This is a genomic window from Achromobacter sp. 1L-A-4-B-C2 (assembly GCF_057291955.1).
In genome coordinates, this window is record NZ_JBXAWP010000003.1 from 374635 (window position 1) to 397208 (window position 22574).

A 22574-nucleotide genomic window follows, 5' to 3' on the forward strand; every position below is an offset into this window, starting at 1 on the left:
TTACATAGGGGCGTCCGCGCGTGCCAACCTGCTTCTCAAGTAAATTAAAACATGAAAAAGAAAGACATTGAATTTCTCGATGTCGTGGCTTTGCGCGGCCCGAACATTTGGACGTATCGCCCGGTCCTTGAAGCATGGGTGGATATTGGTGAATTGGAAGACTATCCGTCCAACACCATTCCCGGGTTTTACGAGCGCCTGTCCGAATGGCTGCCGACGCTGATCGAACACCGATGCAGCCCCGGCGTGCGCGGCGGTTTCCTGGCCCGCCTGAAAGAGGGCACCTGGCCCGGCCACATTCTTGAACATGTCACGCTTGAATTGCAGAACCTGGCCGGATTGCGCGGCGGCTTCGGCAAAGCCCGCGAAACGTCGACCCGCGGCGTCTACAAGGTGGTGGTGCGCGCCTGGCAGGAACAGGTCACCCGCACCGCCCTGAACGAAGCGCGCGACCTGGTCATGGCCGCCATTGAAGACCGCCCGTTCGACGTGCCCGCCACCATCGCCAAGCTGCGCAGCCTGGTGGACAAGCACTGCCTGGGCCCCAGCACCGCCTGCATCGTGGATGCCGCCGATGACCGCGACATTCCCTATATCCGCCTGTTTGAAGGCAACCTGGTGCAATTCGGCTACGGCTCGGCCCAGCGCCGCATCTGGACGGCCGAGACCGACCGCACCAGCGCCATCGCCGAAGGCATCTCGCGCGACAAGGACCTGACCAAGGAACTGCTGTCGACCTGCGGCGTGCCGGTTCCCGAAGGCCGCCTGGTGCGCAGCGAGGACGACGCCTGGGAAGCCGCCGAGGACATCGGCCTGCCCGTGGTGGTCAAGCCGTATGACGGCAACCATGGCCGTGGCGTCTTCACCAACCTGACGACCCGCGAAGACGTGGTGTCCGCCTACCGCGTGGCGGTGGACGAAGGCAGCGGCGTCATCGTCGAACGCTTTGTACTGGGCAACGAACACCGTTTGCTGGTGGTCGGCAACCGCATGGTGGCCGCCGCCGCCGGCGAACCGGCCTGGGTGACGGGCGACGGCAAGTCCACCATCACCGAATTGATCGACAGCCAGATCAACATCGATCCGCGCCGTGGCCGCACCGAAAACCATCCGCTGAACCTGGTCCGCCTGGATTCAGCCGCCCGGCTGGAAATTGCCCGCCAGGGCATGTCGGAAGACAGCGTGCCGGCCGACGGCCAGCGCGTCTTGGTGCAGCGCAGCGGAAACGTGGCGTTCGACGTAACCGACCGCGTGCATCCCAGCATTGCCGCCACCGTCACGCTGGCCGCCCGCGTGGTGGGCCTGGACATTGCCGGCGTGGATCTGGTGGCTGAAGACATCACGCGCCCGCTGGCGGAACAGCGCGGGGCCATTGTTGAAGTCAACGCCGGCCCAGGCTTGCTGATGCACCTAAAGCCGGCCGACGGCGCCCCGCGTCCGGTGGGCCGCGCCATTGTCGACCACCTGTTCCCCGACGGCGACGCCGGCCGCATTCCCATCGTGGGCGTCACGGGCACCAACGGCAAGACCGTGGTGGCACGCCTGGTTGCGCGCCTGTTGCATCTGTCCGGCAAACGCACCGGCCTGGCGTGCAGCGAAGGGCTGTACCTGGACCGCCGCCTGGTGCAAAAGGGCGACCGCGCCGATTTCGCGTCCGGCACCCGGTTGCTGATGAACCGCAACGTGGACGCAGCCGTCATCGAAAACGACAGCGGCGTCATCCTGGGCCAGGGCCTGGCCTATGACCGCTGCCAGGTCGGCGTGGTGACCAATATCGACGACGCCGACCATCTTGGCGACTTCGACATCAACGAAACGGAGCGCATGTTCAATGTGTTCCGCACGCAGGTCGACGTGGTGCTGCCGACGGGCGCCGCTGTGCTCAACGCGCGCGACCCCCGCGTGGTGGAAATGGCCGAGCTGTCCGATGGCGCGGTGATCTTCTTCGGCATCGAGCCCGCCCTGCCCGCCATTGCCGCGCATGTGCAGCAAGACGGCCGCGCGGTGTTTGTGCGCGACGGCGGCATCATCCTGGCGCAAGGCACCCGCGAAGAACGGCTGGCCGACGTGGCCGCCATCCCGTTGACGCATGGTGGCCGCGTGGCCTTCCAGGTGGAAAACGTACTGGCCGCCGTGGGCGCCGCCTGGGCGCTGGACATTCCCGTGGAGCTGATCCGCGCCGGTATCGAAACCTTCGATATCGATCAGGCCGACGCGCCCTGGCAGTTCACGCTGTTTGAACGCAACGGCAGCACGGTAGTGGTGGACGACGTGCACAACGCGTCCGCCCTGCGCCCGCTGATTGCCGCCATCGACCAGTTCCCGTCAACGCGCCGCGCCGCGGTGTATTCCGCCGGCGCCGACCGCCGCGACGCCGACCTGATCGAACAGGGCCGCCTGCTGGGCGATGCCTTTGACCGCGTCGTGCTCTATGACGACATGACCGTGCAAAGCAAGCGCCCCGAAGGCCAGGCGCGCGCGCTGCTGCGCCAGGGGCTGTCGCAAGGCAGCCGCGTGAAAGACATCCAGGACGAGCCGGATCATGGCAAGGCCATCGAAAGCGTGCTGAACGGCATTGCAGCGGGCGACTTCGTCCTGCTGCAATCCGACGAAGCCTTTTCGGGCCCCACCATCGATCTGGTCCGCCGCTGGATTCAACAATACTGACAGGAATACCTGCCATGGAAGTTTCCCGTATCCGTGCCCTGCGCGGCCCCAATCTGTGGAGCAAGAACACCGCGATCGAGGCCATCGTTTCGTGCGCCGACGCCGAGTGCTCCATCGATAACCTGCCCGAGTTCGAAGCCCGCCTGCGCGCGCGCTTGCCGCAAACCGGGCTGATGCGGCCGGAAGGCCATCAAGGCGCGGTGTCGATCGCGCACGTGTTGCAGATCGTCGCGTTGACGATGCAGGCGCACGCCGGTTGCCCCGTCACCTTCGGGCGCACCTCGTCCACCGTCGAGCCCGGCGTGTTTCAGGTGGTGGTCGAATACAGCGAAGAAGAAGTCGGCTTGCTGGCCATGGAGCTGGCGCAGCAACTGGTGCGCGCCGCGCTGGACGACACGCCGTTCGACTTGCCCGATGCGCTGAAGCGTTTGCGCGATCTGGACGAAGACGTGCGCCTGGGACCCAGCACCGGCTCTATCGTGAACGCCGCCGTCGCCCGCAACATTCCCTATCGCCGCCTGACGCAAGGCAGCATGGTGCAGTTCGGCTGGGGCAGCAAGCAGCGCCGCATCCAGGCCGCCGAGACCGACCTGACCAGCGCCATCTCGGAATCGATCGCGCAAGACAAAGACCTGACCAAGATGCTGCTGGACGCGGCCGGCGTGCCGGTGCCCATGGGCCGCTCGGTAACGAGCGCCGAAGAGGCATGGGAAGCCGCGCAAGAGTTGGGCGGCCCCGTGGTCGTCAAGCCGCGCGACGGCAGCCAGGGCCGGGGCGTGGCGGTCAACATCGAAACGCGGGAACGCGTGATCCAGGCATTCGAAGTGGCCGAGGAAGTCAGCTCGGAAGTTATCGTCGAACGCTATATTCCCGGCCACGACTTCCGCCTGCTGGTGGTGGGCGGCGCGCTCGTTGCGGCATCGCGCCGCGACCCGCCGCAAGTGACCGGAGACGGGCAGCACACCATCCGCGAACTGGTCGACCAGGTCAACGCGGACCCGTTGCGCGGCGACGGGCACGCTACCTCGCTGACCAAGATCCGCTTTGACGACATCGCGCTGGCCACGTTGCAAAAACAGGGCTTTGACGCGGATTCCGTGCCGCCCCCCGGCACCCTCATCTTCCTGCGCAACAACGCCAACCTGAGCACGGGCGGATCGGCCACCGATGTGACCGACGAAGTGCACCCCGAGATGGCCGCGCGCGCGGTCTCCGCCGCGCGCATGATCGGTCTGGACATCTGCGGCGTGGACGTGGTGGCCGAAAGCGTGCTGTACCCGCTGGAAGAGCAGCATGGCGGCGTGGTCGAAGTCAACGCAGCGCCGGGCCTGCGCATGCACCTGAACCCGTCGTTCGGCAAGGGCCGCGCGGTGGGCGAGGCCATCATCGCCAACATGTACGCGGACGGCGACGACGGGCGTATTCCGGTCGTGGCCGTGGCCGGCACCAACGGCAAGACCACCACGGTGCGCCTGACGGCCCACCTGCTGGGCGCCGCCGGCAACCGCGTCGGCATGACCAATTCCGACGGCGTGTATATCGACAACCTGCGCATCGACACCGGCGATTGCAGCGGCCCGCGCAGCGCGCGCAGCGTGCTGATGCACCCGGACGTGGACGCCGCCGTGTTCGAAACCGCGCGTGGCGGCATCCTGCGCGAGGGCCTGGCGTTTGACCGCTGCAACGTGGCCATCGTGACCAACATCGGCATGGGCGACCATCTGGGCCTGGGCTACATCAGCACCGTAGAAGACCTGGCCGTGGTCAAGCGCGTAATCGTGCAGCACGTGCACCCGTCGGGCACCGCCGTGCTGAACGCCGCTGACCCGATCGTGGCCGAGATGGCCGCCAGTTGCCCGGGTTCAATCACGTACTTTGCCGAAGACCGCAACCACCCCGTCCTGGCCACGCACCGCGCGCAGGGGCTGCGGTCGGTGTACCGCGACGGCGATGCGATCGTGGCGGCGCAAGGCGCCGAAGAGACGCGTTTCCCGCTGGCCGACATTCCGCTGACGCGCAATGGCACGATCACCTTCCAGGTTGAAAACGCCATGGCCTCGATTGCCGCGGCATGGGCGTTGAACCTGGACTGGGACGTTGTGCGCCGGGGCCTGGCCACGTTCGTGAACGACGCGCAGACGGCCCCGGGCCGCTTCAATGTGTTCGACTATCGCGGCGCCACGGTCATTGCCGACTACGGCCACAACCCCGACGCCATCCTGGCGCTGGTACGCGCGGTGGACGCCATGCCGGCCAAGCGCCGCTCGGTGGTCATCAGCGGGGCGGGCGACCGCCGTGATGAAGACATCCGCATGCAGACGGAAATCCTGGGCGCCGCCTTTGATGACGTGCTGCTGTACCAGGACCAGTGCCAGCGCGGACGCGCCGACGGCGAGGTGCTGGCGCTGCTGCAAGAAGGCCTGGTGGGGGCGCCGCGCACGACGCACATCGAGGAAATCCATGGCGAATTCCTGGCCATCGATACGGCGCTGGGCCGCCTGAAAGCGGGCGATCTGTGCCTGATCCTGGTTGACCAGGTGGAAGAAGCGCTGGCGCACATCGCGCACCGCATCGCCCAGCCCTGAGGGGCGGCGCGGCGGACACGCCGCAATACGCAAACGGGGCGCAGCGCGCCCCGTTTGCATTTCAAGCGCGGCATTTCAAGCGCGGCATTTCAGCCGCAGCTTTTCGGCCGCCGCATTTCAGTCCCCGCATTTCTGCCGACGCATGCCACTCACCGCATGCCGCCCGCCATGTTCTCGCCCGCCGTGCGCAAGACGAGATGGGGCGTGTGATCCCCTGCGTTCAGGTGCGGGGCGTGGCCGCTTCCAGCGCGGGGCCGGTGGCCTGGTACTTGTCCGTCACGTGCGTGCATCCCACCGCCGCCAGCGCGGCCAGCGTCAGCAAGAGAGCGCTGCAAAGTCGTTGCGTCATGCGTACCTTCCTTTTTCGTTGATGAAAAGCTCGAGGATTGGGCACGACTATACCGGCCGGGCCTTGCCGCCACCAGCGTGGAGAAGGCGGTTGCACCACGCGCCGCCGGGGAAATCGACGCATCTTCCGTTACCAGCCCCGCTCAAAAGGGGACAAGACATTGCCGGAATGTAACTCCTGCGAGACGCTTTCCCCCGGGATTTTTCCCTCGAAAAATCGCGTCCGCCAAGCCATCCGGCGCTGTTACATATACCCACAGCCGCGTTTGACAGCCCCTTTGGCCACTCGTAAGTTAGGGGCTAGCTGATCAGCGTTCAAGTCAACCGCGACAGCAGGAACTTATAGGCCATAAGCCCTGTGTCGCACGAAGATAAGAAGAGAGGTCACCATGAATAACGACATCATCGCCGGCAAGTGGAAGCAAATGACTGGCAAGGCCAAAGCCGCCTGGGGTGAGCTCACCGATGACGAACTGACCCGCACGGAAGGCAACGCCGAACGCCTGGCTGGCCTGATTCAAGAGCGTTATGGCAAGACCAAGGATGAAGCGCAAAAGGAAGTCCGGGATTTCTTCGACCGCAATCCCTGAATCCTCCCACCGCCTTGATCGGTCGAACTCACTGGAGAAGCTGACATGTTGCATTACGCCGTAGTTTTCTTCGTCATCGCGATCATCGCGGCGGTTCTCGGCTTTGGCGGTATTGCCGCCGGGGCCGCGGGTATCGCCAAGATCTTGTTCTTCGTATTCCTGGTGCTGGCGCTCTTGTCCATCTTGAGCGGCGCGCTGCGAAAAAAATAGAACACGCCGATAGCACGCATACCCTACTGAAAATTTGATCCTCTGCCGCGCAGACGCATCACGCGGCAGACCATACTAATAAGGAGCACGACTATGGAATTTCGCAAGCTGATCGCCGCCGCCGCACTGGGAACTGGCGCTGTCTTCACTTCCATGGCTTTCGCGGCGGATGATGGCAAGCCCAAGCAATCCGTGGGCGAATATGCCTCCGACGCAACCGTAACGACCAAGGTCAAGGCCGCTTTCGTTGCCGACAAGCAACTGAGCGCGTTGGACATCGCCGTGGAAACCAACAACGGCGTCGCGACGCTGACCGGTACCGTGGGCACGGCGGCTGAAGCCGACCACGCCGCTACCGTCACCCGTGGCGTTGAAGGGGTGAAGCAGGTGAAGAACAACATCAAGGTCGACCCGGCCAAGGCCAAGAAGTAAGGCAGGTTTGTCAGGACGGCCGCGTTCCATACCGGGGCCTAGAGAGAGAGGCGGCGCCTGTGGAGACACAGGCGCCGTTTTTTATGGACGGCCACAATGCAGCGGCGGCAATACAGCAGCCACAATGCAGCAGCCGCATCGCAGCCACGCGGCGCCGCAGCCGCAAAGAACCGGCCACCACGCAGCGCCCGCCTTGCCCTGGGGAGAGATCCCCCGGGGGGTACGCCCGGGGGCATCCCCCCAATCAGATCGTCAGATCGTGACGGTGCCCCGCCCGATTTCCAACGCACGGCCGCCCACCTGGATACGGCCGTCGGCATGCACGTCCAGCAGCAAGCGGCACGGCCGGCTCATCTGGTCGCCCTGCTCGACCAGGATGCTGGCGGGCAAGGGCTGCTGCTTGTGGATCAACCAACCGCCCAGATTGGCGCAGGCCGATCCCGTGCCGGCGTCCTCGTCCGCGCCGCCGCCCGCCTTGGCAAAGAAGTAGCGCGCCACGACCACCTGGCGTGCATCGCGCACGTTGCCTTCGTCAAACGCGAACAGGTACATCGTCTTGCGGCCCAGGCTGCTGGCTTGCCAGCGGCTTAGCTTGGCGGAGTCGGGCATGGCGCGGCGCACCGCCTCCACGCTGGCCAACGGGACCAGCAATTGGTCCGCCCCGGTATCCACCCAGATGGGATCGCTTGCCAGGTCATCGGCCGACAATCCGACCAGCGACGCGATTGCCGCGCGGTCTTGCTCGGGCGGCGCCGTCTGCACGCCGTTGGGGCACGGCGCGGTGAAGGTCCAGGCGTCACCTTGCGCCTGCACCGGCACCACGCCCGCGGCAAATTCCAGCGTCAACGCATCGCCGGTGCCACGAATGTCGCGCACCACTTGCGACGTGCCGATGGTGGGGTGGCCGGCAAACTTCATTTCGTAGCCCGGCGTGAAGATGCGCACGCGCGCATCGGCCTTGTCGGACGGCAGGATGAACGTGGTTTCGGACAGATTGAATTGCGCGGCCAGGTTCAGCATGGTGGCGTCGTCCATACCGCGCGCGTCTTCAAACACGCAAAGCTGGTTGCCGCCGAAGGTGGACGACGCAAAGACGTTAAGCAGGCGAAAGGCGTAGGAGGTCATGAGGGGAATCAAGCAGGGAAAGCGCCGGCGCACCCGGCAAGGCTTCCCACTTTATCGCAGCGCCCCGCCGCGATCCATCGCGCATCGCTTACCAGATTGCAAAGAAAAACACCCATGCCATGCAGAACGGTGCCAAGCCCGCGGCCAGCACCACCCACGCCGCTACCTTGCGCGTGGCGGTGACGGGGCGCAGCGCCAGCAGGCGGGCAAACAGGCGCAAGGTCCACAGCACGGCAAGCGTCAACAGCGTGAAGCGCACCGGGCCGGCCCAGCCCGCTTGCACGCCTTCGTGCTTGAGCAGGTTAACGGTGGTAGCGGACAGGCCCAGGAATACGCCGATGCCGGCTGACGGGATCAGCGCCTGCGCCAGCTTGTGCACGCCGGGGCGAATCCAGCGCGTTGCGGCGGCATCGACCGACGGCGCAGCGGGCGCCAGGCGGTCGGCCAGCCACAGCGACAGGAAGCTCGCGCCGCCCACAATCACGGTGGCGCCGATGACGAACATCAGGATGCCCGCGCCGTCCAGCCACGAAAAGCTGTCGTTGACGTCGGGGTAGTGCGTCAGGATGAACCAGGGCGCGTTGTCCATCAGCGGCCACATGATGTCGTGCTCGACCAGCCACGTCGCGGCCCATTGCTTGGCCGTCACGTACCAGGGGCTGGCGCTCCAGAGGAACGCGCCGATGGCGATGCCCATCAGGCCGAAGCACAGCAAGGCGGTCTGCCAGGCGTCGCCATCCGAAACGTGCACGATTTCTTCTTCGGGCGAACGCGGCGTCAGGGCGATGGCGCCGCGATAATCGCTGCACCGACCGCACATGTGGCAATCGCCCGCGCCCTTCATGTGGCGCAGCGGCACCAGCGGCGCGCAGTTGATGGGCTCGATGCGGATGACGGGGTGGCGCCACTTTTCTTCATCGACCTTGAAGTGCCACGGCGCCAGCTTGGCCAACAGATTGAACACGCCGTTGACCGGGCACAGGTATTTGCACCACACGCGCTTGCTGCGGCCATACCGCCAGCCGACGATCATGGCGGCCACGGTGGAACCGCCCAGCACGGCCAGCACCGCCAGCGGGTATTGATACACGCTGACCAGTTGGCCGTACACCGTCGTCAACGCAAACGCCACAAACGGCCAGCCGCCCCAGCGCATCCACTTCGGGATGGCGCGGCCCTGCCCGCGCTCGCTGGCCCATTCGGTCAGCATGCCTTCCGGGCAAAGCCAGCCGCACCACGCGCGGCCCAGGATCGGCATCGAGATCAGCACGAACGGCCACCAGACGCCCCAGAAGGCAAACTGCGCAACGATGGTCAAGTTGTTGAGCACCGATGCCGCGTTGTCGGGCAAGGGCATGATTGCGGGCACGATCAGCAGGAACGCGTACAACGCAACAATGCCCCACTGAAGCTTGCGCAACAGCGGGGCATGGTCACGGAGAAAATCGGCGATCCGGGAAGTCACCCTCCCGAGTACAGCAGCCATGGTCAAACCTTCAATGTTCAGTCCGGCATCACGTCGGAATCAAGATGGGTTGCGTGCGGGGACCGGCGCGCGGGCCGGCTTGCCGCCCACCCAGCGCAGCAGCGCCCACACCACGATCCAGTAAGCCACCCACAACAACACCGAAATCAGGGCGGGCAGCGCGCGGTAGCCTGCGAAGTCGGCCAGGACCTTGCCCACGCCGGTGCTGTCGCTCAAGAGCCACGAGCTATCCCAGACGGGGTCGATGATGGTGGGCAACACGTCCAGCGAAATCAGGTGATCCAGCCCGCCGACCAGCAGCGAACCGGCCAACAGCAGCAGCAGGATTTCGGTCACGCGGAAGAAGCGGCGCCACGTAATCATCTTGCCGCCCAACTGCAACAGCCAGAACGTCAGCAGGGCCACGGCAAAACCGGCCACACCGGCCAGGGCCAGCTTGGCCATGTCGCCGCCGCCCTCGCCCGCCGATACGGTGCCGTACAGAAACACCACCGTCTCGCTGCCCTCGCGCGCCACGGCAATGGCCACCAGCACGAACAGCCCCCACCAGTTGTCATTGGCAACGGAACTGCGCGCACCGCTTTCCAGTTCGCCTTTGAGCGTGCGGCCGTGCTTTTTCATCCACACGACCATCTGCACGACCAGCGCGCAAGCGGCTAGCGACATGATGGCCTGGAACCATTCCTGGCCTTCGTCGCTAAGCCAGGACGACACGCCAAGCAACACCAGGGCCAGCGCCACGGCCAGCGCCAGGCCCGCCGCCACGCCGCCCCACAGGTAGTTCAGCCCGCGCTTGCCTTCCGGCGTCGCGCGCAGCCAGGTGTACAAGATGCCTACCACCAGCAGGGCTTCAACGCTTTCGCGCCAGACGATAAAAAGGACCTGTTCCATGTATGGCTACCGCTTATTCCTTGGGCTTGACGACCAGGGTGCCTTTCACGCTTTGGTGAAAGTCATCAAAGAAGGGGTACTCGCCGGGGCGGGAAATGGTGATGACGACGAAGGATTTAACCCCCGGCCCCAACACTTTTTCCTTGCGCAGCGGAATGCTCTCAAATTCCACCGGCTCGTTGCTTTCGTTGATGAGTTCAATTTTGAAACGGCCGGCGGGCACTTCCAGGGTTGCCGGCTCGAACGTGCCGTCCGGCTTGAACCTGAGTGTGAACGTCGGCAATTCGTCCGCCTGCGCGGGCGCCATGCCGGCAAGGCCGGCCAGGCCGATCAGTGCGGCGGCAACAACGCGAAGCAGGCGGCGCACGATCAATATCCGCCCTTCTTGCCGGTGCCGGCGTAGACGAATTCGTATTCCAGTTCAAAGGGCTCGAACCACGGGCCCACGCCGGTTTCCTTGTCGACGTGGCGGCCGAAGTGAGCCATCTTGTTTTCGGACGGCGGCAGGATCGAGTACTTCAGCTTGTACTTGCCCGGGCCTTCCAGCTTGACGTTGTCGCCATAGTGCGGACCGTCGTTGGCGACCATCGGCATGAAGGTGCCTTTCTGCACGTTCTGGCTGCCGACCTTCTGGATCTCAAAATTCACGACCAGGTAAGGCACCCATTCGCCTTCCGGGAAGCCGGTTTTGTTGCCGGCCGTGGCGTGGATATCGGCCTCAAGGTGCACATCGGAATCCTTGGCGGGGCGCATCATCCCGGGCGGGTCCATTTCAATCGGCTGCAAATACACCGCGCCGATTTCCATGCCGCCCTTCTCAACCGGCTTGCCAATGGGGTATTCGGCCGCGTTGGCGGCCGACACGCTCATTGCAACAATGGCCAGCGCCAAGGCTTTCTTGATCATGTGCATCATCCTGAGAGACTCAAATTGGGTATCGGCTCTAAAAACATAAACAAGAACCGTTTGCATTAATGTAACGAAAAAAACTGACATATCCCTGAACCAAAAGGCCCGGAATGCATCAGTTCGTTGCGTTATCTCAAAGGGAAAAGCGGCCACAAAAAAGCCGGCGGGGACGATGCCACACCGGCTGCTGGCAGGGCAAAAAGCGCGGATGCGCCCTTGCCGCTTGGCGCTATTTGCGGCCCTGGCCCGGCGTGCTGCCTGGCGTGAACGGGAACGTCGAGAACATCGCGCGCGTCTGGTCCTGCATTTGATCCTGCATCTGCACGAACAGGTTTTTGCTCTGGTCGATGTAGTTGTTCATCATGTTTTGCAGCATGGGCGTTTGCACGTTCATGAACTGCGTCCAGGCTTCCGGCCCGAACTGGCTGCCGTACAGCCCCTTGGACTGTTCCGCCATGCGCGTCTGGATTTCCATGAAGGCCTGGATGTTCTTTTCAAGGTAAGAACCCATGATGCCCTGCATGGCGTGCCCGTAGAAACGGATGATCTGCGACAGCATGTTCGACGAGAACATGGGCATGCCGCCGCTTTCCTCTTCCAGAATGATCTGCAAGAGGATGCTGCGGGTCAGGTCTTCGCCGCTCTTGGCGTCGACCACCTGGAATTCTTCATTGGCCAGGACCAGTTGCTTGACATCTGCCAGAGTGATGTAGGTGCTGGTCCGGGTGTCGTATAGGCGACGGTTGGGGTATTTTTTAATCAGGCGCAGGCTGGCGCCGGTTTGTGCTTGCGTCATGTGTGTCCCCGGATCGGGCGATCTCTAAGACTTCGAATAGGGTGGAGTGTAATGCCGGAAGGCCCTCTCCCCGAGGCCTTCCAGCGCCTTGAGCCGCCGGGGGGCGGCCCGCTAGCCTTCATCAGCCCATGTGCAGGCCGCCGTTCAGCGAGAAGTCCGCGCCGGTCGAGAAACCGGATTCGTCCGACGCCAACCACGACGTCATGGAGGCGATTTCCTCGGGCGTGCCCAGGCGTCGCACCGGAATGGTCGCCACGATTTTTTCAAGCACTTCGGGGCGGATGGCGCGAACCATGTCCGTGCCGATGTAGCCCGGCGAAATCGTATTGACAGTGACGCCCTTGCTGGCCACTTCCTGCGCCAGCGCCATGGTGAAACCATGGATGCCGGCCTTGGCCGTGGAGTAGTTGGTCTGGCCGAACTGGCCCTTCTGACCGTTCACCGAGCTGATGTTGATGATGCGGCCCCACTGCCGTTCAACCATGCCCTCGATGACCTGCTTGGTCACGTTGAACAGGCTGTTCAGGTTGGTGTCGATCACCGCGCGCCAATCGTCGGCGCTCATTTTGCGGAACAAACCATCGCGGGTGATGCCCGCGTTATTGACCAGCACGTCGACCCCGCCCAGCTCCGCGGTGACCTTTTCAAAGGCCTTCACCGTGGAGTCCCAGTCGGACACGTTGCCCACCGACGCGTAGAACGTGTAGCCCTGCGCAGCCTGCTCATCCAGCCATTGCTGGTAGTTGCGGCTGGGGCCGCAACCTGCCACGACGCGAAAGCCATCCTTGGCCAAGCGCTGGCAAATAGAGGTGCCGATACCGCCCATCCCGCCTGTTACGTAAGCCAGTTTTCCGCTCATTGGACTTCCTCCTGTGTGCGACGGACGCCTCGTTGATTAACTTCTTATTAGCCCGGGGTAAACCGCGTCGTGCGGTTTCAGGCTGTCCGGACCTTCACATACCTGCCAGGCGCCGGCTCGATCGGCTGGTACTTGGCATTGCCTAATTTTGTGCGCGCCTTGATCTGCTTGCCCGAATGGTCGGCCAGCCAGGCCGTCCAGTCGGGCCACCAGCTGCCCGCGTGTTCGGTGCTTTGCGCGAACCAGGCGTTCGGGTCGCCCGGCATGTCATGGCCTTTCTTGCCCAGCTTGTCCGCGACCCAATAGCTGCGGCGCTTCTTGGCGGGCGGGTTCACCACGCCCGCGATGTGGCCCGAGGCCCCCAGCACGAAGCGCTGCGGCCCGCGCAGCAATTGCGTGGAGGCATAGGCAGACACCCAGGGCACGATATGGTCTTCGCGCGAGCCAAAGATGTACGCCGGCATCGTCAGGCGCGTCAGGTCCAGCGATGTGCCGGCCGCTTGCGCGCGGCCCGGCACCTTCAGGTTGTTTTCCAGATAGGTGTTGCGGAAGTACCAGGAAAAGAACGGCCCGGGCAGATTGGTGCTGTCGCCATTCCAGAACAGCAGGTCAAACGGTGGCGGCTTCTGACCCTTCAGGTAGTTGCCAACCACGTAGTTCCAGACCAGCTCGTTGGGCCGCAGGAACGAGAACGTGGTGGCCAGGTCACGGCCGGGCATCAAGCCGCCGTTGCCCAGTTGTTGATCGCGCAGCAGCGCATGGGCTTCGTCGACAAAGACCTTCAGCACGCCCGTGTCGTGAAAATCCAGCAGCGAAGTCAGCAGCGTCAGCGACGCTACCGGCTGTTCACCGCGCGCCTCGGCCAGCGCCAGCGCCGCCGCCAGCATCGTGCCGCCCACGCAGAAACCCAGCGCGTTGACCTTGGGTTGCTTGGTGATGTCGCTGGCCACGCGCAGCGCTTGCAGCACGGCGTCGTCCAGGTAGTCGGTCCAGGTGGCGCGGTCCACGCCGTCGGTGTCGCTGGCCAGCGGGTTGCGCCAGGAAATCAGGAATACCGTGTAGCCCTGCCCCACTGCGTGGCGCACAAAGGAATTTTCGGGCTGCAAGTCCAGGATGTAGAACTTGTTGATGTTCGGCGGCACGATGACCAGCGGCCGCTCGTAAACCGTGGCGGTCGAGGGCGCGTACTGGATCAGCTGGAACAGCTTGTTCTCGAACACCACTTCGCCGGGCGATACGGCCACGTTGCGGCCGATCTCGAACTGCGATTCATCGGTTTGGGTGATGCGGCCTTTCTTGACGTCGCCAAGCAGGTTGGCCAGGCCTTCATTCAACGCGCGGCCGGCGCTTTCGACGATGGACTGCTGGGCGTCCGGATTCAATGCCAGGAAGTTGGACGGCGACAGCGCGTCCACCCACTGCATGATGGAAAAACGCAGGCGCTCGCGCATGGGTTCGCTGACCTGGGCGGCGTCAACCATGCGCTGCATGGCGCGCGCGGACAGCAGGTACGTGTGGGCCAGCAGCAGGTGCGAGCCATTGGCGGCCCAGGCGTCGCCGGCAAAGCGGCGGTCAGCGGGAGGCACAAGCGCGCCGCGCCGGGCGTCGTCACAAAGGCGCTGCCACTCGCGAGAGAATTCGGCCTGAATTTCGGCCAGGATTTCCGGTGCCACGCTCACCGGAATGGGTCCTGCGGAGAGATTGGCGTTCACTTCCACACCTTGTTATCGACACTGCTCGATTGATGTTGCATTCCGGGTCCATCACTGTCAATGCGGGTATACAAGGAGTTTCGCCGCACGGGTTTGCGCCCTGTGCAGCGGCCTTGCGCCAGATCAAACCGGGTCGAGCCAAGCCAGCAACGCCATGCGTCCGGTTTCGGTATCGCGGCGGTATGAAAAGAAGCGCTGCGGGTCCGACACCGTGCACATGCCGCTCAGGGCCACTTCTTGTACCCCGGCGCGGCGCAGGCGGAAATCGGCCAGTCCGGCGAGGTCGGCCAGCCACTTTCCCGATAGACCGGGACGCGGCGTGAAGAACCGCAGCGTGGCCGGGTCGTCCGCCGTGAAGGCGTCCAGCACGTCTTGCCCCACTTCGAATTCGGTCGGGCCGATGCCGGGGCCGACCCAGGCGCGCCAGCCGCCGGCGTCGGGCGCCTTGGCTTGCATGGCCGCCAGCGTGTGTTCCAGCACCCCGCCCGCCAGGCCACGCCAGCCGGCATGCGCCGCGCCCAGCACCTGGCCCCGGCCGTCAGCGATGACGACGGGCAGGCAGTCGGCCACCATGATGGCCAGCACGCGCCCCGGTTGCGCCGTGACGCTGGCGTCCACCGCGGGTTCGTCGGGCAGGTCAGGCGTATCGGCATCGACTACCTCGCTGCCGTGCACCTGACGCAGCCACAGGGGCTCGCCCGGGACGGCGGCGCGCACGCGGCGCCGGTTTTCGGTGACCGTGTCGGGGTTGTCCCCGGCGCGGCGCCCCAGGTTCAGGGAATCATGCGGCGCCACGCCCACGCCCCCGGCACGGGTCGTGCAGAAGTACGAGACGCCGGGCCACGACGGGCCGGTCACAACGGGCAGGCTGGCGATCACGCGGTCCATGCAACGGTTTCCTGAACTAACGCCATGTCGGCCGGAACGTCAGCGGCGAATTGCACGTCGCCGTTGCCGCCGGGGTCATCGAAATGCAGGGCGCGCGCGTGCAGCATCTGCCGCGTGGCCCCGGCAATGTTCTTGCCGCCATAGATGGTATCGGCCAGCAGCGGGTGCCCCAGGCTGGCCATGTGGACGCGGATCTGGTGGGTGCGGCCGGTTTCCAGGCGACACACCACTTCCGTGACGCGACCACCCGGGTCCACCTGCCCGCGCCGGACCGGCGCGTAATTGGTAATGGCGGGTTTCGGGGCAACGGGGCGCTCGACGCTCATGCGCACGGGCACGCGGGCATCGCGCCCGATCGCGCGGTCGACCCGGCCGGCCGCCGCCATCCAGCCATGGGCCAGGGCGACATATTCGCGGCCCATGCTGCGTGCCTGCAATTGGCGCACCAGATGCGTCTGGGCCTTTTCATTGCGGGCCACGACCATGAGCCCCGAGGTGTCTTTGTCCAGCCTGTGTACGATGCCGGCACGCGCCACGGCCGCCAATTCCGGGTAGCGGTACAGCAGGCCGTTGAGCAGCGTGCCGCTCCAGTTGCCGGCGCCCGGATGCGTCACCAGGCCCGCAGGCTTGTTCACGACGATCCAGTCGGGGCTTTCGTCCACAACGGTGAATTCAACGGGTTCGGGGGTGAAGGCGCGCGCGTCAGGGGCGGGCTGGGCCCACACCAGCAGTTCGTCGCCCGGGCCAACGGTCTGGCGAATCTTGCCGGGCGCGCCGTTGACATGCACGTTGCCGGATTCGATCCAGCCTTGCAGCCTGCTGCGGGAATGGTCGGGCAGCAAGCCGGCCAGCACCTTGTCCAGCCGGTCGGCGCGGGTGCTGGAAGGCACGGTTACACGTTGCGGTTCACCCCGGTTTTCGGCGGGGTTTGCCTCGGTGATTTCGTCGGAGTTTTCGTCAGGAAGGCCCAGGAGTTCGTCGTCGGAAACGAGATCTGTGCCGGCGGCTGTATCGGACATGGAGACAAATCATATAATCAGCCTGCCATGCTAACACCAAGGATACGATTCTCGTGATTCACCACCCCGCAGCTCCCTCGAACCCCGCATCCCGAAGCGGGCCGGTTTTGCGCGTGGTTATCGCGCTATTTGCCGTCATCGTCATCGCCGGTTGCGGCTCGACGAACAGCAAATATGACAAGACCACCAACTGGAGCGCCGAACAGCTCTACGCCGACGCCAAGTCGGAAATGTCCTCCGGAGGCTGGAAAGAAGCGCGCGAGCGCCTGACCGCCATCGAAAGCCGCTACCCCTTCGGCGTGTACGCCCAGCAAGCCCTGCTTGAGCTGGCCTACGTCAACTGGAAAGACGGCGAAAACGAGCAGGCCCTGGCCGCCATCGATCGCTTTCAGCAGCTTTACCCGAACCACCCCGGCACCGACTACGCGCTGTACCTGAAAGGCCTGATCAACTTCACGCCTGCCAGCGCGTTCATGACCAACATCACGGGCCAGGACCCCGCCGAGCGCGACCCCAAGGGCCTGCGCGCGTCCTACGACGCGTTCAACGAACTGATCAAGCGCTACCCGGAAAGCAAGTATTCGGTTGATGCCGAAAAGCGCATCGCCTGGCTGGTCAATACCATCGCCATGAACGAAGTCTATGTGGCGCGCTACTACTACGAACGCGGCGCCTACGTGGCCGCCGCCAACCGTGCACAAACCGTCATCACCGACTTCGAAGGCGCCCCCGCCACCGAAGAAGCGCTTTACCTGATGGTCGAGTCCTACGACAAGCTGGGCATGACCGACTTGAAGAACGACGCGCAGCGCGTCTACGACAAGAACTTCCCCAACAGCGAATTCAAGACCAAGGGCCTGAAGGCCGACCGCAGCTGGTGGAATCCGTTTGACTGATTGATCAGCGGATTTGCCCGCATGGGAAAAAGCCCCTCGGATCCTTGGATTCGAGGGGCTTTTAATTGGGCCCGAGGGTTGTGCGTTGGCGGCGTTGACGAAATAAACCTTCGCGCCGCAACATCGGGCAACGCCCGTGCCCTACGCCGCCACGTCGTCGTCGCCCTGTTTGCGCCGGTAGAACGCCAGCACCTCTTCCAGTTCGCGCGTGCGAGCAAACGGCGGCAGGCCTCGCCACAGACGCTTGCCGTAGGGCTTTTCGACCAGGCGCGCATCACCCACCATCAACACGCCCCAGTCCGATTCCGTGCGGATCAAACGGCCCGCGCCCTGCTTGAGCGAAATGGCGGCTTCCGGCAACTGGTATTCCGAAAACGGATTGCCCCCGTGTGCCCGACACGCGCGCAGGCGCGCTTCGATGACGGGGTCGTCAGGCGGCGCGAACGGCAGCTTGTCGATGGCTACCAGCGTCAGCACGTCGCCCGGCAGGTCTATGCCTTCCCAGAAGCTGGCGCTACCCACCAGCACCGGGTGCTTGAGCTTGCAGAAGCGGTCCAGAAGATCCCGGCGCGTGCCCTCGCCCTGCTTTAACAGCGGCCAGTCATGGCCGGCGTCGTCAAACGCGTCGGCCAGCAACGTAGCCACTTTTTCAACGGCGCGCAGCGTCGTGCACAGCACCAGCGTGCCGCCCGGGCTGGCTTCCAGCAGCGGCATCAGCGTGTCGACAAAGCGATCCAAGAATTGTGGCGACTGCGGCTCGGGCATGCCGCGCGGCACGAATAGCAGCGCCTGTTCGGGATAGTTGAACGGGGATTCCCATTTGCCCGTGCGCGCTTGTTCCAGGCCAAGCTGGCTGGTGAAGTGGGTGAACTCGCCGTTCACCGACAGCGTGGCCGACGTCATGATCCAGGCCTGCCCCGGCTTGCGGTATTTGGAAAACGCCTGCGCCACGGACAGCGGCGCGGAATGCAGCCGCACATGATGCAAACCGTGTTCGACCCAGCGCACGGCCGGGCCGGTCCATTGCTGGGCGGCCGCCACGCCTTCCAGGATGGCGGCGGGTGTGGACGGCCCGTCGGCCAGCGCGATGTCGGCGGCGGGCTCGGGCGCCTGGTCATCACGGCCCCAGCCTTCGTCTTCCATGTGGCCACCCGCGCGGCCCGGCGTGGCCCAGCGTTTCAGCCGAATCGATATTTCGGCGCCGCTGCGCGCGGCCGCCATCAGGTCGGGGTGCTTTTCAGCCACCACGCCCAGCGCCTTGGTCGCCGTGTCCACGGCCTCGCGCAAGGCGGCAAGCGCCTCGTCGAATTCCTCGGGGTTGGGGATGGCTTCAAACGTGGCCTTGCGGCCGGGCATCTTGTCCAGCGGCGCACAGGCCAGGCGCAATTCGCGCGCGGCGGTTTCCAGGTGGCGGCTGACGTCGCTCCACTTGGCGGCTTCGCGCGCATACGCCAGCCCGGCCACTTCCAGCGCGCGGCCAAAGTCCATCAATTGGTGCGTGGACACGCTGCTGCCCAGGAAGCGCGTGGCGGTGTCGGGCAGTTGATGGGCTTCGTCGAAGATCACGGTGTCGGCTTCGGGCAGCAGGTCGGTAACGCCTTCTTCGCGCAGCACCAGGTCAGCCATGAAAAGCGCGTGGTTGACCACGACGACATCGGCCTCCTGGGCCTGCCGGCGCGCCTTGACGACAAAGCAGTCGCGGATGCGCGGGCATTCCTGGCCCAGGCAGTTTTCGCGGGTCGAGGTCACGCGCTGCCAGATGTCGGCGTCTTCGGGCACTTGCGCCAGATCGCTGCGGTCACCGGTCTTGGTAATGCCCGCGAACACCTGGATCTGGCGCAGCTGCTGGATTTCGGTGCGCGACTTCAAGGCCCGCTCATCGCCCTGCAGGCGTTCAAGGTGGTAGTGGCAGACATAGTTGCCCCGCCCCTTGAGCAGCGCGGCGGTGACGGGCGCGGCCAGCGCGGCGCGTACGCGCGGCAGGTCGCGCGCGAACAACTGGTCTTGCAGCGTGCGCGTGCCTGTGGAAATCAGCACCTTGCCGCCCTGGATGAAGGCGGGTACAAGATAGGCCCAGGTTTTGCCGATGCCGGTGCCCGCTTCGGCCACCAGCGTGGCGCGGTCCTGGATGGCGTCGCCGATGGCCTGCGACAGCTCCACTTGCGAAGGGCGAGGCTTGTAGCCGGGCATGGCCGTGGCCAACGGCCCGTCCTCGTCAAAGAATTCGGAAATATCCAGGTCCAGCATTACGGCAGCCTAGTGTCGGTCGGAGTCTATGGTGAACCGGTACCGGTAACGGTTCGGGCGCCAGACACTGATGTGGGAAAGGACCAAATGATACCCCTTGCCACGCCGCCTTTCCGGCTGAGCAAGGGACAGATCGGTCCCCCCTGGCACGTTTTGTAATAGCCGCTTATGGCACAATCCGCCCCTTGTTTTTCCTTTTTGCCGTCGTATAGAGATGTCTGAAACTTCCGCTATCACGTACGTCGCCGCCGGCGTCGACAACGCCCGCATCATCGCGCAGCTTGCCACCGAGCTGGGCGCGCGCACCTCCCAAATCGCTTCGGCGGTGGAACTGCTGGATGACGGCGCCACCGTGCCGTTTATCTCGCGCTATCGCAAGGAAGCCACTGGCGGCCTGGACGATACCGTGCTGCGTAACCTGGAAGTGCGGTTGGGCTACCTGCGCGAGCTCGAAGAGCGCCGTGGCGCCATCCTTGAGTCCATCTCGCAGCAGGGCAAGCTGACGTCCGCGTTGCAGCAGGAAATCGCCACGGCCGACACCAAGCAGCGCCTGGAAGACTTGTACGCACCGTACAAGCCCAAGCGCCGCACGCGCGCCCAGATCGCCCGCGAGGCCGGTCTGGAGCCCCTGGCGGACGCCATCCTGGCGGACACCGCCTGCGACCCCGCCGCGCTGGCCGCGCAATACCTGAACCCCGAGGCGTCCATCAACGATGCCAAGGCGGCGCTGGACGGCGCGCGCGACATCCTGGCCGAACGCTACGCCGAAAATGCGGACCTGCTGGCCGACATGCGCGAGCACCTGTGGTCCACCGGCCTGATCTATTCCAAGATGATCGACGGCAAGGAAACCGAAGGCGCCAACTTCCGCGACTGGTTCGACTTCAACGAGCCGCTGCGTACCCTGCCCTCGCACCGCATCCTGGCGCTGCTGCGCGGCCGCCAGCAAGGCGTGCTGGAATTGCGTCTGGGGCTGGAAGCCGAGCTTGAAGCGCAGGTGCCGCACCCGTGCGTCGCGCGCATCGCCAACTTCCTGAAGCTGGGCAACGGCCTGTTCGCGCTGGACGCGACGCCGCGCGCCCGCTGGTTGGGCGAAGTGTGCCGCTGGACCTGGCGTGTGAAGCTGCTGACGGCGTTCGAAAGCGAACTGATCGGCCGCCTGCGCGAAAGCGGTGAAGCCGAAGCCATTCGCGTGTTCGCCGCCAACCTGAAAGACCTGCTGCTGGCCGCGCCGGCCGGCCCCAAGGCCGTGCTGGGCCTGGACCCGGGCATCCGCACGGGCTGCAAGATCGCCGTCATCGACCAGACCGGCAAGGTCGTGGACACGACCACCGTCTACCCGTTTGAACCGCGCCGCGACCGCGACGGCACGATCAACACGCTTGCCGCGCTGGTGGCGCGCCACAACGTGGACCTGATCGCCATCGGCAACGGCACCGCTTCGCGTGAAAGCGAAAAGCTGGTGGGCGACATGATGGAACGCTTCCCCGACCTGAAGGTCACCCGCGTGGTGGTTTCCGAAGCGGGCGCATCCGTGTATTCGGCCTCGGAAATGGCTGCGCTGGAATTCCCGGATCTGGACGTGACGCTGCGCGGCGCCGTGTCCATCGCCCGCCGCTTGCAGGACCCGCTGGCCGAGCTGGTCAAGATTGATCCCAAGGCCATCGGCGTGGGCCAGTACCAGCACGACGTCAACCAGCGCGAGCTGGCCCGTTCGCTGGACGCCGTGGTCGAGGATTGCGTGAACGCCGTGGGCGTGGATGTGAACACGGCGTCGGCCGCCTTGCTGGCACGCGTGTCGGGCTTGAACTCGCTGCTGGCCAAGAACATCGTTTCCTGGCGCGATGAAAACGGCGCGTTTCCCACCCGCGAGGTGCTACGCAAGGTGCCGCGCTTTGGCGAAAAGGCGTTCGAACAGGCTGCGGGCTTTTTGCGCATTCCCAATGGCGAGAACCCGTTGGATGCCTCGTCGGTGCACCCGGAAGCCTATCCCGTTGTCGAGCGCATCGTTGCCAAGATCAAGGCCGAGGTCAAACAGATCATCGGCCAGCGCGAGGCCTTGAAGGGCGTATCGCCGTCCGACTTCACGGACGAACGATTCGGCCTGCCGACGGTGCGCGACATCTTCGCCGAACTTGAAAAGCCCGGCCGCGATCCGCGCCCGGAGTTCAAGACGGCGCAGTTCAAGGAAGGCGTCGAAACACTGAACGACCTGTACCCCGGCATGGTGCTGGAAGGCGTCGTCACCAACGTGGCCAACTTTGGCGCGTTTGTCGACATCGGCGTGCACCAGGACGGCTTGGTCCACATTTCGGCCTTGGCCGAAAAGTTCGTGAAAGACCCGCGCGATGTCGTGCGTGTTGGCCAGACGGTCAGCGTGAAGGTGCTGGAAGTGGACGCGGCCCGCAAGCGCGTGGCGCTGACCATGCGCCTGAACGACACCGCCGCCCCCGCACGCCGCAGCGGTGACGCCCCCAAGGGGGGCGACCGCCCGCGCCGCCCGCAAGGTGACGGCGGCCGTGGCAACGCGGCAGGCGGTGCCGGCGGCATGAACAGCGCCATGGCGGATGCCTTCGCCAAGCTCAAGCGCTGATCTTTTCGCGCGGCGCTAAAACAAAGCCAGGGCTGATGCCCTGGCTTTTTCTTTTCCCGTTTTCTTTGCCCGCTTCTTCGTCCGCTTCTTTGCCCGCTTCTTTGTCCGCTTCTTTGTCCGCTTTCTTTGCCGATCTCTACCCTAGGACTTTCCCCTAGATTGGGCGTTTTCCTTGCGCGCGCTCAATCAGGAAATCTAAAAATAAGGGAAAATATCGAATTGTGTCCAAATAATAAAAGCCGGTGGCGTTGGGGAACACGGCAGACACAAACATCCATGATCAGGCGAACTGCGGCGCGAACCGTCTATCAGGCAAGAAGT

At 64.6% G+C, this 22574-nt stretch carries 19 protein-coding genes; 7 read left to right on the forward strand and 12 right to left on the reverse strand.

All coding sequences use genetic code 11. The annotated features are described in order from the left end of the window. The first annotated feature begins 51 nt into the window (after nt 1-51). Together cphA (AC0Z35_RS15230) and cphA (AC0Z35_RS15235) are read left to right on the forward strand one after the other, a co-directional pair. A complete protein-coding gene (gene cphA / locus AC0Z35_RS15230) occupies nt 52-2667 on the forward strand; it encodes a cyanophycin synthetase (protein WP_485132363.1) in 2616 nt (871 codons plus the stop codon). Nucleotides 2668-2681: 14 nt separating this feature from the next. After that, nucleotides 2682-5252 (forward strand): cyanophycin synthetase, encoded by a 2571-nt coding sequence (cphA, locus tag AC0Z35_RS15235; protein ID WP_046802702.1) that lies wholly within the window; start codon nt 2682-2684, stop codon nt 5250-5252. A gap of 220 nt (nt 5253-5472) precedes the next feature. Here cphA (AC0Z35_RS15235) and AC0Z35_RS15240 read toward each other — a convergent pair whose 3' ends face one another. Beyond that, nucleotides 5473-5601: a hypothetical protein gene (locus AC0Z35_RS15240; RefSeq protein WP_255444064.1), complete on the reverse strand. Its 129-nt coding sequence runs from the start codon at nt 5599-5601 to the stop codon at nt 5473-5475. Between the two features lie 388 nt (nt 5602-5989). On the opposite strand from AC0Z35_RS15240, the gene AC0Z35_RS15245 reads away from it, so the two are divergent. The 3 genes from AC0Z35_RS15245 to AC0Z35_RS15255 all read left to right on the forward strand — a co-directional run bounded on the left by AC0Z35_RS15245 (nt 5990) and on the right by AC0Z35_RS15255 (nt 6832). Beyond that, on the forward strand, nt 5990-6190 hold the full coding sequence (locus tag AC0Z35_RS15245; protein ID WP_046802701.1) for a CsbD family protein: 201 nt from the start codon (nt 5990-5992) through the stop codon (nt 6188-6190). Between the two features lie 45 nt (nt 6191-6235). Then, nucleotides 6236-6400 carry a DUF1328 domain-containing protein gene (locus AC0Z35_RS15250; protein ID WP_006218179.1) on the forward strand — a complete coding sequence of 55 codons (165 nt, stop codon included), beginning with the start codon at nt 6236-6238 and terminating at the stop codon, nt 6398-6400. 93 nt (nt 6401-6493) lie between these two features. Continuing rightward, the gene (locus tag AC0Z35_RS15255) at nt 6494-6832 is read left to right on the forward strand and encodes a BON domain-containing protein (protein WP_485132362.1); all 339 of its coding nucleotides are present in this window, start codon (nt 6494-6496) and stop codon (nt 6830-6832) included. 252 nt (nt 6833-7084) lie between these two features. On the opposite strand, the gene AC0Z35_RS15260 is transcribed toward AC0Z35_RS15255, so the two are convergent. The 10 genes from AC0Z35_RS15260 to AC0Z35_RS15305 form a co-directional block, all read right to left on the reverse strand. Next, on the reverse strand, nt 7085-7957 hold the full coding sequence (locus AC0Z35_RS15260; RefSeq protein ID WP_485132361.1) for a PhzF family phenazine biosynthesis protein: 873 nt from the start codon (nt 7955-7957) through the stop codon (nt 7085-7087). Between the two features lie 88 nt (nt 7958-8045). Further along, a complete protein-coding gene (locus tag AC0Z35_RS15265; protein WP_485132360.1) occupies nt 8046-9443 on the reverse strand; it encodes a 4Fe-4S binding protein in 1398 nt (465 codons plus the stop codon). A 39-nt stretch (nt 9444-9482) separates the two neighbouring features. Continuing rightward, the gene (locus tag AC0Z35_RS15270) at nt 9483-10334 is read right to left on the reverse strand and encodes an FTR1 family iron permease (protein ID WP_104143108.1); all 852 of its coding nucleotides are present in this window, start codon (nt 10332-10334) and stop codon (nt 9483-9485) included. Nucleotides 10335-10347: 13 nt separating this feature from the next. Beyond that, nucleotides 10348-10707, reverse strand: coding sequence for a cupredoxin domain-containing protein (locus AC0Z35_RS15275; protein WP_411266415.1), 360 nt, complete (start codon nt 10705-10707; stop codon nt 10348-10350). Then, complete coding sequence (locus AC0Z35_RS15280) at nt 10704-11240, reverse strand: iron transporter (RefSeq protein ID WP_046802873.1); 537 nt, start codon at nt 11238-11240, stop codon at nt 10704-10706. The genes AC0Z35_RS15275 and AC0Z35_RS15280 overlap by 4 nt, the downstream gene beginning before the upstream one ends. Nucleotides 11241-11472: 232 nt before the next feature. Beyond that, the gene (gene phaR / locus AC0Z35_RS15285; RefSeq protein ID WP_006218172.1) at nt 11473-12039 is read right to left on the reverse strand and encodes a polyhydroxyalkanoate synthesis repressor PhaR; all 567 of its coding nucleotides are present in this window, start codon (nt 12037-12039) and stop codon (nt 11473-11475) included. 121 nt (nt 12040-12160) lie between these two features. After that, nucleotides 12161-12898: an acetoacetyl-CoA reductase gene (phbB, locus tag AC0Z35_RS15290; protein ID WP_120154382.1), complete on the reverse strand. Its 738-nt coding sequence runs from the start codon at nt 12896-12898 to the stop codon at nt 12161-12163. Nucleotides 12899-12975: 77 nt separating this feature from the next. Beyond that, the gene (locus tag AC0Z35_RS15295) at nt 12976-14610 is read right to left on the reverse strand and encodes a PHA/PHB synthase family protein (RefSeq protein ID WP_485132359.1); all 1635 of its coding nucleotides are present in this window, start codon (nt 14608-14610) and stop codon (nt 12976-12978) included. A 123-nt stretch (nt 14611-14733) separates the two neighbouring features. Next, nucleotides 14734-15498, reverse strand: coding sequence for a peptidoglycan editing factor PgeF (gene pgeF, locus AC0Z35_RS15300; RefSeq protein WP_485132358.1), 765 nt, complete (start codon nt 15496-15498; stop codon nt 14734-14736). Then, the gene (locus AC0Z35_RS15305) at nt 15486-16517 is read right to left on the reverse strand and encodes an RluA family pseudouridine synthase (RefSeq protein ID WP_485132357.1); all 1032 of its coding nucleotides are present in this window, start codon (nt 16515-16517) and stop codon (nt 15486-15488) included. The genes pgeF and AC0Z35_RS15305 overlap by 13 nt, the downstream gene beginning before the upstream one ends. 107 nt (nt 16518-16624) lie before the next feature. Between AC0Z35_RS15305 and AC0Z35_RS15310 the strand changes: the two genes are divergently transcribed. Continuing rightward, nucleotides 16625-17413, forward strand: coding sequence for an outer membrane protein assembly factor BamD (locus AC0Z35_RS15310; protein ID WP_046802694.1), 789 nt, complete (start codon nt 16625-16627; stop codon nt 17411-17413). A 141-nt stretch (nt 17414-17554) separates the two neighbouring features. Here AC0Z35_RS15310 and yoaA read toward each other — a convergent pair whose 3' ends face one another. After that, a complete protein-coding gene (gene yoaA, locus AC0Z35_RS15315; RefSeq protein WP_046802693.1) occupies nt 17555-19660 on the reverse strand; it encodes a DNA repair helicase YoaA in 2106 nt (701 codons plus the stop codon). Between the two features lie 214 nt (nt 19661-19874). Here yoaA and tex point away from each other — a divergent pair, with 214 nt between their 5' ends. Further along, nucleotides 19875-22253: an RNA-binding transcriptional accessory protein Tex gene (tex, locus tag AC0Z35_RS15320; RefSeq protein WP_104143105.1), complete on the forward strand. Its 2379-nt coding sequence runs from the start codon at nt 19875-19877 to the stop codon at nt 22251-22253. Nucleotides 22254-22574: the final 321 nt, after the last annotated feature.

What these genes read in the sequence shown, in the direction of transcription:
- AC0Z35_RS15265 (WP_485132360.1), bottom strand. Translation starts at nt 9,443, where the DNA reads ATGGCTGCTGTACTCGGGAGGGTGACTTCCCGGATCGCCGATTTTCTC.
- AC0Z35_RS15260 (WP_485132361.1), bottom strand. Translation starts at nt 7,957, where the DNA reads ATGACCTCCTACGCCTTTCGCCTGCTTAACGTCTTTGCGTCGTCCACC.
- AC0Z35_RS15280 (WP_046802873.1), bottom strand. Translation starts at nt 11,240, where the DNA reads ATGATCAAGAAAGCCTTGGCGCTGGCCATTGTTGCAATGAGCGTGTCG.
- AC0Z35_RS15250 (WP_006218179.1), top strand. Translation starts at nt 6,236, where the DNA reads ATGTTGCATTACGCCGTAGTTTTCTTCGTCATCGCGATCATCGCGGCG.
- cphA (WP_046802702.1), top strand. Translation starts at nt 2,682, where the DNA reads ATGGAAGTTTCCCGTATCCGTGCCCTGCGCGGCCCCAATCTGTGGAGC.
- AC0Z35_RS15245 (WP_046802701.1), top strand. Translation starts at nt 5,990, where the DNA reads ATGAATAACGACATCATCGCCGGCAAGTGGAAGCAAATGACTGGCAAG.
- AC0Z35_RS15255 (WP_485132362.1), top strand. Translation starts at nt 6,494, where the DNA reads ATGGAATTTCGCAAGCTGATCGCCGCCGCCGCACTGGGAACTGGCGCT.
- AC0Z35_RS15305 (WP_485132357.1), bottom strand. Translation starts at nt 16,517, where the DNA reads ATGTCCGATACAGCCGCCGGCACAGATCTCGTTTCCGACGACGAACTC.
- AC0Z35_RS15270 (WP_104143108.1), bottom strand. Translation starts at nt 10,334, where the DNA reads ATGGAACAGGTCCTTTTTATCGTCTGGCGCGAAAGCGTTGAAGCCCTG.
- AC0Z35_RS15240 (WP_255444064.1), bottom strand. Translation starts at nt 5,601, where the DNA reads ATGACGCAACGACTTTGCAGCGCTCTCTTGCTGACGCTGGCCGCGCTG.
- cphA (WP_485132363.1), top strand. Translation starts at nt 52, where the DNA reads ATGAAAAAGAAAGACATTGAATTTCTCGATGTCGTGGCTTTGCGCGGC.
- yoaA (WP_046802693.1), bottom strand. Translation starts at nt 19,660, where the DNA reads ATGCTGGACCTGGATATTTCCGAATTCTTTGACGAGGACGGGCCGTTG.
- tex (WP_104143105.1), top strand. Translation starts at nt 19,875, where the DNA reads ATGTCTGAAACTTCCGCTATCACGTACGTCGCCGCCGGCGTCGACAAC.
- pgeF (WP_485132358.1), bottom strand. Translation starts at nt 15,498, where the DNA reads ATGGACCGCGTGATCGCCAGCCTGCCCGTTGTGACCGGCCCGTCGTGG.
- phbB (WP_120154382.1), bottom strand. Translation starts at nt 12,898, where the DNA reads ATGAGCGGAAAACTGGCTTACGTAACAGGCGGGATGGGCGGTATCGGC.
- phaR (WP_006218172.1), bottom strand. Translation starts at nt 12,039, where the DNA reads ATGACGCAAGCACAAACCGGCGCCAGCCTGCGCCTGATTAAAAAATAC.